The 11,734-nt window shown below is 68.0% G+C and carries 14 protein-coding genes and 1 tRNA gene; 9 read left to right on the forward strand and 6 right to left on the reverse strand.

Annotated elements, in window-relative coordinates; all coding sequences use genetic code 11:
* Positions 1-112: 112 nt before the first annotated feature.
* A tRNA-Pro gene (locus AC1ROD_RS09410) sits at positions 113-189 on the forward strand.
* A 69-nt stretch (positions 190-258) separates the two neighbouring features.
* Here the strand turns inward: AC1ROD_RS09410 and ilvC are convergent.
* On the reverse strand, positions 259-1,275 hold the full coding sequence (gene ilvC / locus AC1ROD_RS09415; protein WP_492947995.1) for a ketol-acid reductoisomerase: 1,017 nt from the start codon (positions 1,273-1,275) through the stop codon (positions 259-261).
* On the opposite strand from ilvC, the gene AC1ROD_RS09420 reads away from it, so the two are divergent.
* The gene (locus tag AC1ROD_RS09420; RefSeq protein ID WP_492947996.1) at positions 1,274-1,831 is read left to right on the forward strand and encodes a DUF924 family protein; all 558 of its coding nucleotides are present in this window, start codon (positions 1,274-1,276) and stop codon (positions 1,829-1,831) included. The genes ilvC and AC1ROD_RS09420 overlap by 2 nt on opposite strands.
* Here the strand turns inward: AC1ROD_RS09420 and AC1ROD_RS09425 are convergent.
* Both AC1ROD_RS09425 and AC1ROD_RS09430 read right to left on the reverse strand, forming a co-directional pair.
* Positions 1,810-2,637 (reverse strand): hypothetical protein, encoded by an 828-nt coding sequence (locus tag AC1ROD_RS09425; protein ID WP_492947997.1) that lies wholly within the window; start codon positions 2,635-2,637, stop codon positions 1,810-1,812. The genes AC1ROD_RS09420 and AC1ROD_RS09425 overlap by 22 nt on opposite strands.
* 45 nt (positions 2,638-2,682) lie before the next feature.
* Complete coding sequence (locus AC1ROD_RS09430; protein WP_492947998.1) at positions 2,683-3,627, reverse strand: CPBP family intramembrane glutamic endopeptidase; 945 nt, start codon at positions 3,625-3,627, stop codon at positions 2,683-2,685.
* Between the two features lie 249 nt (positions 3,628-3,876).
* Here AC1ROD_RS09430 and AC1ROD_RS09435 point away from each other — a divergent pair, with 249 nt between their 5' ends.
* The 6 genes from AC1ROD_RS09435 (at position 3,877) to AC1ROD_RS09460 (ending at position 7,603) form a co-directional block, all read left to right on the forward strand.
* Positions 3,877-4,728: a thymidylate synthase gene (locus tag AC1ROD_RS09435; protein ID WP_492947999.1), complete on the forward strand. Its 852-nt coding sequence runs from the start codon at positions 3,877-3,879 to the stop codon at positions 4,726-4,728.
* A gap of 31 nt (positions 4,729-4,759) precedes the next feature.
* On the forward strand, positions 4,760-5,617 hold the full coding sequence (locus tag AC1ROD_RS09440; RefSeq protein WP_492948000.1) for an alpha/beta hydrolase: 858 nt from the start codon (positions 4,760-4,762) through the stop codon (positions 5,615-5,617).
* Positions 5,617-5,922: a phosphoribosyl-ATP pyrophosphohydrolase gene (locus AC1ROD_RS09445; RefSeq protein WP_492948001.1), complete on the forward strand. Its 306-nt coding sequence runs from the start codon at positions 5,617-5,619 to the stop codon at positions 5,920-5,922. Before AC1ROD_RS09440 ends, AC1ROD_RS09445 begins: the two co-directional genes overlap by 1 nt.
* A gap of 93 nt (positions 5,923-6,015) precedes the next feature.
* Entirely contained in the window at positions 6,016-6,684 is a 669-nt protein-coding gene (locus AC1ROD_RS09450; protein WP_492948002.1) for an aquaporin, read from the forward strand.
* 52 nt (positions 6,685-6,736) lie between these two features.
* A complete protein-coding gene (locus AC1ROD_RS09455) occupies positions 6,737-7,264 on the forward strand; it encodes a dihydrofolate reductase (protein ID WP_492948003.1) in 528 nt (175 codons plus the stop codon).
* Between the two features lie 18 nt (positions 7,265-7,282).
* Positions 7,283-7,603 carry a YbjQ family protein gene (locus AC1ROD_RS09460; protein ID WP_492948004.1) on the forward strand — a complete coding sequence of 107 codons (321 nt, stop codon included), beginning with the start codon at positions 7,283-7,285 and terminating at the stop codon, positions 7,601-7,603.
* On the opposite strand, the gene AC1ROD_RS09465 is transcribed toward AC1ROD_RS09460, so the two are convergent.
* From AC1ROD_RS09465 to AC1ROD_RS09475, 3 genes are all read right to left on the reverse strand, one after another.
* Positions 7,600-8,328, reverse strand: a complete 729-nt coding sequence (locus tag AC1ROD_RS09465; protein WP_492948005.1) for a sterol desaturase family protein — start codon at positions 8,326-8,328, stop codon at positions 7,600-7,602. The two genes, AC1ROD_RS09460 and AC1ROD_RS09465, sit on opposite strands and share 4 nt — an antisense overlap.
* Before the next feature lie 216 nt (positions 8,329-8,544).
* Positions 8,545-9,642, reverse strand: a complete 1,098-nt coding sequence (locus AC1ROD_RS09470; RefSeq protein WP_492948006.1) for an NADH:flavin oxidoreductase — start codon at positions 9,640-9,642, stop codon at positions 8,545-8,547.
* Positions 9,643-9,717: 75 nt separating this feature from the next.
* Positions 9,718-10,788 (reverse strand): Mrp/NBP35 family ATP-binding protein, encoded by a 1,071-nt coding sequence (locus AC1ROD_RS09475; RefSeq protein WP_492948007.1) that lies wholly within the window; start codon positions 10,786-10,788, stop codon positions 9,718-9,720.
* Positions 10,789-10,860: 72 nt separating this feature from the next.
* On the opposite strand from AC1ROD_RS09475, the gene miaA reads away from it, so the two are divergent.
* Positions 10,861-11,730, forward strand: coding sequence for a tRNA (adenosine(37)-N6)-dimethylallyltransferase MiaA (gene miaA, locus AC1ROD_RS09480; RefSeq protein ID WP_492948008.1), 870 nt, complete (start codon positions 10,861-10,863; stop codon positions 11,728-11,730).
* Positions 11,731-11,734: the final 4 nt, after the last annotated feature.

Below are 11,734 nucleotides of genomic sequence, written 5' to 3' on the forward strand. Positions count from 1 at the left end.
GAATCTCTCGCCATCTCTGCGCCTTTTCCGCGAGAGAACAGGCAATTTTCGCTTAGGTGATTTGGCCGCTTGCGGCGGCGAAACCTCGTCGTTATAAGCCGCGCTTCAAAGTCGGAGTGTGGCTCAGTCTGGTAGAGCACTGCCTTCGGGAGGCAGGGGTCGGAGGTTCGAATCCTCTCACTCCGACCATCTTATTCAGGGGTTCCCGAGACCCCGACACGATCGAAAGAGCGCCCCTCGCGGGGCGCTCTTTTCGTTTCAGCCTTTCGCCCTGGAAGCCGCCTCCGTCAGATGGGCGCCGACCGCCTCGATCGTGCGTTCGCCCAGCGCCTTGCGGTTGGCGAGAAGCTCGGGCGAGCCGGCGTCATAGTCGGCCATCAACCGCTTCACGAAGGAGCCGTCGCGGACGTCGGACAGGACCCCGTCCATGGCCTTGAGCGAGGCCTCGCCGATGACGCGCGGGCCGGTCAGATAGGCGCCGTACTCTGCCGTGTTCGAGATCTTGGCGAAGGCCCCGGCGATGCCGCGCTCAAACATCAGGTCGGTGACCAGCTTGAGCTCGTAGAAGCATTCGAACCAGGCGACCTCGGGCGGATAGCCGGCGTTGACCAGCTTCATGAAGGCGCCGTCGACCAGCTCCGCCACCCCGCCGCACAGGACGACCTGTTCGCCGAAGAGGTCCGATTCGCATTCGGCGGCGAAGGTGGTCTCCAGAATGCCCTTGCGGCCGCAGCCGAGCGCGGCGGCATAGGAAAGGCCGAGCGCATGGGCGCCGCCGGTCGCGTCCTGATGCACGCCGAACAGGCAGAAGACGCCCTCCCCGGCTTCGTAGAGGTCGCGGATGCGCGGGCCGATGCCCTTGGGCGAATCGAGGATGACGTCGAGGTCCGGGCGCGGCGTCACCAGACCGAAACGCACCGACAGGCCGTGGGCGAAGATCAGGGCGGCGCCGGGCTGCAGATTCGGCTCCAGCTCGTCGCGGTAGAGATCGCGGTGGGCCTCGTCCGAGACCATGACGGCGACGACCTCGGCGCCCGACGCGGCCTCGCCCGCCGTGGCGACCCTGAACCCGTCGGCCAGAGCCTTCGCCCGCGTCGCCGAGCCCGCCTTCAGGCCGATGACGATGTCGGCTACGCCCGAGTCGCGCAGGTTCAGGGCGTGGGTCCGCCCCTGGCTGCCATAGCCGATGACGGCGACGCGCTTGCCACGGATGATCGAGAGGTCGCAGTCGCGGTCGTGGAAGACGGGGAGCGGATTGGGTAGAGTCTGGGTCATGACCGACCTTCTATCGCCTTCCGACGTGATCGCCTTCTGGAAAGAGGCGGGACCGAAGCTCTGGTACGCCAAGGACGACGCCTTCGATGCCCGGTGCCGGACGGTGCTGGCGGAGGGGCACTGGGCGGCGGCGCGGCGGGCGCTGGACGGCTGGATGGAGACCGCCGAGGGGGCGCTGGGTCTGATGGTCCTGCTGGACCAGTATCCCCGGAACAGCTTCCGCGAGACGGGACACCAGTTCGCGACCGACGGGCTGGCCCTGATGTTCGCGAAGACGGCGGTGGCGCGCGGGTATCTGGACGCGGTCGATCCGGAGATGCGGCAGTTCTTCCTGACGCCCTATGAGCATTCCGAGCGACTGGCGGATCATGACGAGTTGCGGGTGGTGCTGGATCGGGGGCTTGGGGCGGAGATCCCGGACGTGGATCGCTATGCGGTGATCCACCGCGACATCATCGTGAAGTTCGGGCGGTTTCCCCATCGCAACCGGGCGCTCGGCCGTGAGACGACGGCGGAGGAGCAGGCGTTCCTGGATCAGGGCGGGTTCGCGGGGTAGCCGTCCCGGCCTTCGCCGGGATGACAAGGGTGCGGGCTCGCCCCCAGCCCGGCGAGCTGTTCGTCGATGTCCGTGACGCCGATGCCGAGCGCCAGACGGCGGGAACGCAGCAGAAGCAAGGCCTTGCGCTGGATGTCTTCGAGTGTGTCGCAAGGCGGTATGGCCGCTGCAGGCGAGCTCGGGTCAGCGGCGAGCCCGGCTTGGCAGGCCGCTTCGGTCTCCGGTTGCGGTTCGGCTTCTGACGCAGGGCCAGGGTCGGTTTTGCACTCGGAAAAAACAGGGCGCAAAAGGTGCAAGGCCTCACAGGCATCCTGAGGTTCAGGCTCCATTGCGCTGGAATCACTTAGGCCTTCCGGAGAATCGACAATCGTCAGACGCAGGGTTTCGCGCTCCGGCTCGGGTTCGGGTGCCGGAGGCGGCGGGAAGTCGGGGAGTTCGGACATGACCTCGCCCTGGGCGCGCAGGGCCAGTTTGTCGAACAGCCGCATCCAGGACGCCGCCTCGGCCGCCCGGCGGGCGCCGATGGCCTTGCGGATGTTCAGGAAGACCTGATCGGCGAGGTCGGCGAAGCCGACGTCGTCGTCGGGGTGATATTCGCCATCCTCGGGCTCGACGTCGCAGTCCAGCCGGTCGATGCGCCGCCACTTCTCCACCCGCGCCCTGAGGCGAAAGGAGCGCAGCGACATGCCGTAGCGCCGGCAGATGTCGATGGCCCGCATGCCGGACAGATATTCGCGCCGGGCCAGGTCCCAGATGTTTCCCTGATCAGCCGCGTCGGTTTCGGGGTTGTAGCGCCAGTGTTCCATTCAAGAATGATAGAACACCGGTTCGTCAGAAGCGGACGTGGACGGCTACGCAAGCATTCCTGAGGCGACTTTGGTCCGCGCCCTCGATGCCGCTTTCAACGCACCCGTTGCGATCAGCCAGACACAGCCTGCAGCCAGTACGGCTGTCGCGGCGATGCTCGCCTCCGGGCCGAACGCTCCGCCCGTCAGCCACCACGGCGCGCCGGAGACCGGCGTCAAACCCAGGACGATCGGTGTGACGGCGACCTTTTGACCGCTGACCTCCAGTCCGAAACCCATGCCAAGGAGAGCGTTCCAGGCCGTGTGGAAGGCGCACACGCCCCACAGGGACCCTTCCCTGACGGCGTAGAAGCTCAGCAGGACGGCGAAGAGAAGCAGGTTGAAGAGGCCGAGCGCGAGCTCCTTCGAGGGATCGATGTTGCTCGCATGGAGCAGGGCGAAGAAGCCGGAGTTGAGCAGAACGGCGGCGATCAATCCGTGCCGGGAAGCCACCAGGGGCATCAGCCAACCGCGCAGCATGGTCTCTTCGGCTGCGCCCTGGATCATATACCCACCGAACAGGGCGAGAAGCGGCGTCAGAACCGCCGGCGCCAGCAAGCCCAGGAACAGATTGCCGTGGGCCTCATAACCCCCGGCGGTGAAAATCGCGCCGACGACGGCGCCCAGGCAAAGCGCTCCCACCAGCAATCCGCGCACATAGGCGCCGGCTATTCTGGCGTTGAAGCCCAGGGCCGCGGGTGGTCTGCGCTCGAACAGAAAGGCCCAGGCCAGGATGAGGAGTATCGTGATGGTTCCCCCGGCCAGGGAGATGGCGAGCGGCTGCCATTGCGTATCCAGGTCCGCACTGTGAAAGCCCATGGGCTTCAGCACGGCGAAGATGGTCGCCAGCTGCCCGATCAGAAAGAAGACGACGACCAGGACAAGGGCCGCAACAGTCCATGTGCGCCGGGTCTTCGCAGTCCGCGGCGCAAAAATCTCGATTCCACTCATAAGCCCCCCGACTTTCTCAAGACATAAATGGGCGCGCCGCGCGCCTCTATTGGTAAGGGCGCGGGTCAATGTTCGGCCCGCAATGTAGAGGTGTCGGGACAGGCGGCCGGATGCAGCAACGCTCATTAATTTTTTGTCAGGCCACTCAAATCGTCGCCACGCGCAAGCGCATGACCGGGTGAACACGGTTGTTGTGGGCAAACGAATCGGCGGGGTGCGGACGAGGCGAATCAAAGGCATCCTCCCCCCATGACCGTCGCCCTCGCCCATGCCGATCTGCAGATCGAAGCCGCCGCTGCGGACCATCCCGAGCGCCAGTATCTGAACCTGCTCAGCGACATCCTGGAGAACGGGGTCGAGCGCGGGGATCGGACGGGGACCGGGACGCTGGGCGTGTTCGGGCGGCAGATCCGCTTTGATCTGTCCAGGGGCTTCCCCCTGCTGACGACCAAGAAGCTGCATCTGAAGTCGATCATCGTCGAGCTGCTGTGGTTCCTGCGCGGCGAGACCAATGTGCGCTGGCTGCAGGAGAACGGCTGTTCGATCTGGAACGAATGGGCCGACGCCGAGGGCGAGCTGGGGCCGGTCTATGGCAAGCAGTGGCGGTCGTGGGCGGCGCCGAATGGCGAGAGCATCGACCAGATCCAGCGCCTGATCGAGGGGCTGAAGACCAATCCGAACGGGCGGCGGCACATCGTCTCGGCCTGGAATCCGGCCGACATCGAGGACATGGCCCTGCCGCCCTGTCACTGCCTGTTCCAGTTCTTCGTCGCCGACGGCAAACTGAGCTGCCAACTGTACCAGCGCTCGGCCGACGTCTTCCTGGGCGTGCCGTTCAACATCGCCTCCTATGCCCTGCTGACCATCATGATGGCCCATGTGGTCGAATTGGAGCCGGGTGAGTTCGTCCATACCTTCGGCGACGCCCACCTTTATCTGAACCACGTCGAACAGGCGAAGCTGCAGCTGACGCGCGAGCCCCTGCCCCTGCCGACGATGACGATCACGCCGAAGCGCGACCTGTTCGCCTATGAGCTGGCCGACTTCGCCCTGACCGACTACGCGCCCTGGCCGCACATCAAGGCGGCCGTCGCGGTCTGAGCCGCCTTCCCTCTCGCTTCGGAAACGACCCATGCTGATCCGCGTCCTGGCCGCCGGCCTGTTCCTGTCCGTCGCGCCGATGACGCCTGCGCTGGCCCAGACAGCGCCCGCGGCGACTGCCCCCGCCTTCGAGGCGCGGCATCTGATGATCCCGGCGCCGGACGGGCGGACCATCGACATCAGCGTCTGGGCGGCGCCTGAGGAGCGGGGCGTGATCGTCTTCTCGTCGGGCTTCAACTCGGCGCCGGCGGCCTATCACCGCATTCTCTCGGAGTGGGTGAGCCACGGCTATACGATCGTCGCGCCGCTGCACGTCGACAGCCTGCAGCATCCCGAGCACGACAAATACGACAACCGGGCCGCCTTCGCGACGCGGATCATGGATGTCGCGGTGGCGCGGGGCGTGGCGCGCAGCATGGCCCCGGGCAAGCCGATCATCGCGGCGGGCCATTCGTTCGGCTCGCTGATCTCGGCCATCGAGGGCGGCGCGGTGACGGCGGCGGGCGCCCATGGCGACCCCGAGGTGAAGGGGGTGATCGAACTGTCCTCGCCGGGGATCATCCAGGGGCTGGTGACGCCGACGACCTGGGCGACGCTGGACAGGCCTTTGCTGGTCATCACCGGCGACAAGGATGTGGTCCCGGGCTTCGCCACCGACTGGCATGATCACCGCGCCGCCTTCGACGGCAGCCCGGCGGGCGACAAGACCCTGATGGTCTTCGCGGACGGGGACCATTCGCTGGTCGGCAAGGCCGACGAGGCCGACTTCGCCCTGATCGTCGAGGCGACCGAGGCTTTCCTCGACGCCTATGCCCTGAACGATGCGGCGGCGAAGGCGAAGCTGGCCGGACTGACGGCGCCCGACGGCGTGACCATCGAGCGGCGCTGATGGACCTGAAAGGCCTGTCCGACGACGTCGTCCGCATCTCCGACATCTATGCGCGCGAGCACGATATCGACCGCGACAAGGCGGCCTCGGGCGATTGGGCCTTGCTGAAGCTGCAGGAGGAGCTGGGCGAGCTGACCGCCGAGCATCTGCGGATGAGCGGCCGGGCGCGCGGCGAAGCGGACAGTCAGGCCCTGCAGGACGAGGCGGCCGACGTCATGGGCATGCTGCTGATCTATTGCGACCGGGTCGGGATCGATCTGGAGGCGGCGATGCGGCGCAAATGGCTGAGGTGGCTGGAACCCTGAGAAGGGCCTTCGGGGAACACCCGATAGCTGGGCCATGAGAAAGGCGCATCCTGAGACCGTCCGTGTCAGGCGGACGGCGCTCTGGAGGGCCCCATGGTGAAGTCGTTTTCGGCCGAGCTGTTCGGGACGATGGTGCTGGTGCTGTTCGGCTGCGGCGCGGCGGTGCTGGGCCCGGCGCCGTTCGATCAGCTGGCGGTGGCCCTCGCCTTCGGCTTCGCCATCGTAGCCATGGCCTACGGCATCGGGCCGATCTCGGGCTGTCACGTCAATCCTGCAGTGTCGCTGGGCGTGTTCATCGCCGGGCGGATGACCGCGAAAGAGATGCTGGTCTACTGGGTCGCCCAGTTCTTCGGCGCTCTGCTGGGGGCCTTCCTGCTGTCGCTGATCGCGAAGACCGGCATGGCCAGTCTGGGCCAGAACGGCTGGGGCGTGGGCGTGCAGGGCGGCTATCCGCTGCAGGCGGCGCTGATCTTCGAGATCGTGGCGACGGCGATCTTCGTTGTGGTGATTCTGGGCGTGACCGGACCGAAGGGCGAGGCGCCGTTCGCTGGCATCGCCATCGGCATCACCCTGGCGGTGATCCATATCGTGGGCATTCAGGTGACGGGGGTGTCGGTCAATCCGGCGCGCAGCTTCGGACCCGCGGTGCTGGTCGGCGGCCAGGCGCTCAGCCAGCTGTGGCTGTTCATCGTCGCGCCCCTGATCGGCGCCGCGATCGCCGGACTGCTGTTTCGCTTGCGGGTGCTGGACCCGGAGGGCTAGGCAAGGTCTTGAAGGGCGCGTCGAAGGGCGCGGCCGCAGACCGGAGCCGCCCGTGTTGATCCCCGATATCGCCCTGATCGTCGCCCGGGGCCGCAACGGCGTCATCGGCCGCGACGGCGACCTGCCCTGGCGGCTGCGCTCGGACCTCCAGTCGTTCAAGGCGATCACCATGGGCAAGCCCTGCATCATGGGCCGCACGACCTGGGAAAGCCTGCCGCTGAGGCCCCTGCCCGGCCGGCTGAACCTGGTGCTCAGCCGGGACCTTTCCTACGAGGAGCGGGGCAAGGCCAGGGGCGCCGTGGTCTGCGCCAGTCTGGACGAGGCCCTCGACATCGCGCGCGAGACGGCGGTCGACGACGGCGTCGGCGAGGTCTGCGTGATCGGCGGCACGGCCATCTTCGAGGCCACCCTGCCCAAGGCCAAGCGGCTCTACATCACCGAGGTCGACGCCGCGCCCGAGGGTGACGCCGTCTTCCCGACCTTCGACGAGAGCGGCTGGCGCGAGATTTCCAACGAGCCCCATCTGGCGGGCGAGAAGGACGACCATGCTTTCGCCTTCCGGGTGCTGGAACGTCTCTGAAACCACGGGAGGACGACCATGCTAGTGACCACCACCAACGACCTGGCCGGCTATCGGATCGTGCGCCACATCGGCATGACGCGCGGCATTACCGTGCGGTCGCGCAACGCCATCAGCGACTGGATCGGCGGGGTGCAGTCGATCTTCGGCGGCAAGGTCGGGGTCTATGTGAAACTGGCCGAGATGGCGCGGCAGGAGGCCTATGACGACCTGGTCGCCCATGCCGCCGCCCAGGGCGCCAACGCCATCATCGCCATGCGCTACGACGCCAACGAGATCATGGACGGGATCACCGAGGTGCTGGCCTATGGGACGGCGGTCGTCGTCGAACCGGTCTAGCGGGAATCTGGCATCCCGTCTGTGCCGCAGAGCCGATCCCAGAAGCGGAAATACAGGCCGTAGTTGGTCTTCATATGGGTGTGGTGGCGGCTGTGGTGGGTGGCGGTGATGAGCTGGGCGCCCGGGCCTGATCGCACCCAGCGGTCGGGCCAGAGTTCGCGGCCGGCGTGGTTGAGGACGGCGGCGGCGGTCATGACCGTCAGCAGCAGCGCCAGCATCCAGACGTTGAGCGGGATCAGGAAGGTCAGGACCGGCATGAGCCAGGCGGTCAGGGCGGCCTCGACCGGATCGAACGCGAAGCTGGCGAAGGGGCTGGGCTCGCGCGAGCGGTGATGGGCGGCGTGGGCCCATTTGAAGACCTCGCGCCGGTGCAGCAGGCGGTGGGTCCAGTAGTAGTGCGCATCCTGCACGACCAGCAAAAGCAGGAAGCTGACAGGCAGCCACCACAGGGGGTATGCGCCGGGATCGAGGTAGAGCTTCGTGCCGCCCGCCTTCCAGGCCTCCAGAGCGATGGCCGCCGGGAAGGCATAGATGGGCGTAGACAGCAGAGAGAAGCGGATCTCGTGTGCGATCAGGTCGCGGGATGGGGCGGCGCGGTTGAGCTGGAGGCCCGGGCCGGTTCCCCTGCCCCACAGCGCGAACCAGACCCCGCCCGCGATCAGCAGATAGCGCAGCCCGATGATCAGGCTGAGCCAGACTGTGGTGGCGAGGATGGCGAGGACCATGCCTCAGCCTACGCGATCCTCTCCCCTTGGGGGAGGTGGCGCGCCGCTTCTTCGGCGGTGTGACGGAGGGGGCTGATCCGGATACGGCGTGTGCGGCTGGCCCCCTCCACCGCCCACCGGTCGCCGTGCGACCGGCCCCTCCACCGCTTCGCGGTCCCCCTCCCCATCAGAGATGGGGAGGATATGCGGTCCCCCTCCCCCGATGGGGGAGGATTTTTAGTAGAGGACGCCGAGGTTCTGCCGTTCGAAGTTCTGCAGTTCGTCGGTGCGGCCGTCGCGGATCTTGTCGACCCAATGGGGGTCGGCCAACAGGGCGCGGCCGACGGCGACGAGGTCGAACTCGTCACGCTCCAGCCGTTCGATCAGGCCGTCCAGCGAGGCCGGCTTCGAGCCCTCGCCGCCGAAGGCCGCGATAAACTCGCCGTCCAGGCCGACGGAGCCGACGGTGATGGTCGGCTTGCCGATCAGCTTCTTCGTCCAGCCGGCGAAGTTCAGGTCCGAGCCCTCGAACTCCGGCTCCCAGAAGCGGCGTTGCGAGCAGTGGAAGACGTCGACCCCGGCGTCCGACAGGGGCGTCAGCCACTCGGTCAGGCCCTCGGGCGTCTCGGCGATGCGGGCGGTGTAGTCCTGCTGCTTCCACTGCGACAGGCGCAGGATGACGGCCATGTCCGGACCCACGCCCTCGCGCACGGCCTTGACCACCTCGGCGCCGAAGCGGGCGCGGTCGGCGATGGTGGAGCCGCCCCAGCGGTCCTCGCGGCCGTTCAGACCGCCCCAGAAGAACTGGTCGATCAGATAGCCGTGGGCGCCGTGGATCTCGACGGCGTCGAAGCCGATCTCCTTCGCCGCGCGGGCCGAGGCGCCGAAGGCGGCGATGACGTCGGCGACGTCTTCGTCGGTCATCGGCTCGTACTTCTGCTTGCCGGGAGCGACGAGACCCGAGGGGCTGTCGACCTTGCCGAGCGGCTGCCATTCGGCACCCTGGCCGCGGGCCGAGCCGACGTGCCAGATTTGCGGCGCGATCAGGCCGCCGGCGGCATGGACGTCGTCCACGACCTTCTTCCATTCCGGCAGGGCCTCGCCGTGGAAGACCGGGACGCGGGCGTCATTGCGGGCGGCGGGGCGTTCGACGACCGTGCCCTCGGTGACGATCAGGCCGACCCCGCCTTCGGCCCGACGGCGATAGTAGGCGGCGACGTCGGAGGTCGGGATGCCGTTCGGCGAGAAGGACCGCGTCATGGGCGCCATGACGATGCGGTTCGGCAGTTTCAGGGACTTGACCTGGAAAGGCCGGAACAGGGCGTCGACGCTCATGGGAGATCCTCATCGGTTAGGAACCGGCAAGGTGGCGGTTAGAGTTGCGTTTGAAAACCCTAATCTTCCGAAATTCTATAGATTGAGCGCCTTCGCCACCGCCTCCGCGAACCCGGCGAAGCGTTTGGCGACCTCACCCGACGGCTCGGCGATTACTACGGGCGTTCCCGCGTCCCCGCCCTGACGGACGGCGGCGGTCAGGGGAAGGTCGCCCAGATAGGGAACCTCAAGGCGGGCGGCCTCGGCCTCGGCGCCGCCCTTGCCGAAGATGTCGCCGGTCATGTTCTCGATCAGGCCCAGGGTCGGGACATTGACCTTCTGGAACAGGGCGTGGGCGCGGCGGGCGTCGGCGAGGGCGACCTCCTGAGGGGTGGAGACGATGACCGCGCCGTCCAGCGGGGTCTTCTGGATCAGGGTCAGCTGGACATCGCCGGTGCCCGGCGGCAGGTCGACGACGAGGACGTCGAGGGGCCTGGCCTCCGTCCCCCAACGGGTCTGGGTCAGCATCTGGGTCAGGGCCTGGGAGGCCATGGGGCCACGCCAGACCATGGCGTCGCCCGCGCCGGTCAGGAGGCCGACCGACATGGCCTTCAGGCCATGGGCCTCATGCGGGACGATGGCGCCGTCCTCGTATCCGGGCTTGCCCGACAGGCCGAGCATGGTCGGCAGGGACGGGCCGTAGACGTCGGCGTCGAGGACCCCGACCGACAACCCGCGCGCCGACAGGGCGGCGGCGAGGTTGACGGCGACGGTGGACTTGCCGACGCCGCCCTTGCCGCTGGCCACGGCCAGGACGCGGCGAACGTGGGCCGGACGGTCGGTCGGGACCGGGGCCTTGGCGCGGGTCTGGTCGATGGCGGCCGAGGACAGGCCGGCGGTGCGGCGGGGCTCCTGCGCCGGGGCGGCCTCGGCGGTCAGGATGACGGAGACGCGGCTCATGCCCGGCATGGCCCGGAGCGCCGCCTCGGCCGCATCGCGCACGGGGGCGTAGAGGGCGGCGTCGGCGACGGCGACCTCCATCGCGAAACCGGCGCGGTCCTCGGCGACGGTGAGGCCCTTGGCCAGACCGGAGGCGACCAGCCCCTGCCCCGACTTCGGGTCGAGGATGGCGTCGAGGACGGAGATGACGGAAGCGCGGTCGATCAAAGACTTGTTCTCAAGCTTGCAGGCGAAGACGGCTGCTTCTATCGCCGGAAGGCCCCCGCTGCGAGCCTTCCTTTGTCCCGACCCCTCATAACCCTGATCGCCGGGCCGACCGCCTCCGGCAAGTCGAAGCTGGCGCTCAGGCTGGCGGCCGAGAGCGGGGCGGTGATCCTGAACGCCGACAGCCAGCAGCTCTATTCCGATCTGCGCGTGCTGAGCGCCCGGCCCTCGGTCGAGGAGGAGGCGCAGGCGGAGCATCGGCTCTATGGCGTGGCGGACGCCGCCGACGCCTGGTCGGTGGGGCGCTGGACCCGGGCCATCCTGCCCCTGCTGGCGGAGCTGCGCGCCGAGCGACGGCCGGCCCTGATCGTGGGCGGGACGGGACTGTATTTCACGGCCCTGACCAAGGGGTTGGCGGATATTCCTGATATTCCGATCGAAGCGCGCGAGGAGGCCGGCGCCCTCTATGACACCGAGGGCGAAGAGGCGTTCCGGCTGAGGCTGACCGCCTTCGACCCGCCCGCGGCGGCGGCCATCGCGCCGGGCGACCGGCAGAGGCTGACGCGGGCCTGGGCCGTGGCGCGGGCGACGGATCGCTCGCTGTCGGACTGGCAGGCCTCGACAAAGCCTCTGCTGGAGCCCCGCACCTATGAGCGGATCGTGGTCGAGCCGGACCGCGCGGCCCTCTACGCCAACTGCGACGCCCGGGTGGCGGTCATGGTCGAACAGGGGGCGCTGGACGAGGTGAAGGCCCTGGCGGCGCGCGGCCTCGACCCCATCCTGCCAGCGATGAAGGCCGTGGGGGTGCGGGAGTTCGCCAGCCATCTGGCCGGAGAAATCCCGCTGGACGCGGCCATCGATCAGGTGCGACAGGCGACGCGCAACTACGCCAAGCGCCAGCTGACCTGGTTCAGGAACCAGACCCCGGACTGGCCGCGGGCCTGATCCT

This window comes from Brevundimonas sp. GW821-FHT12E07 (assembly GCF_058807035.1).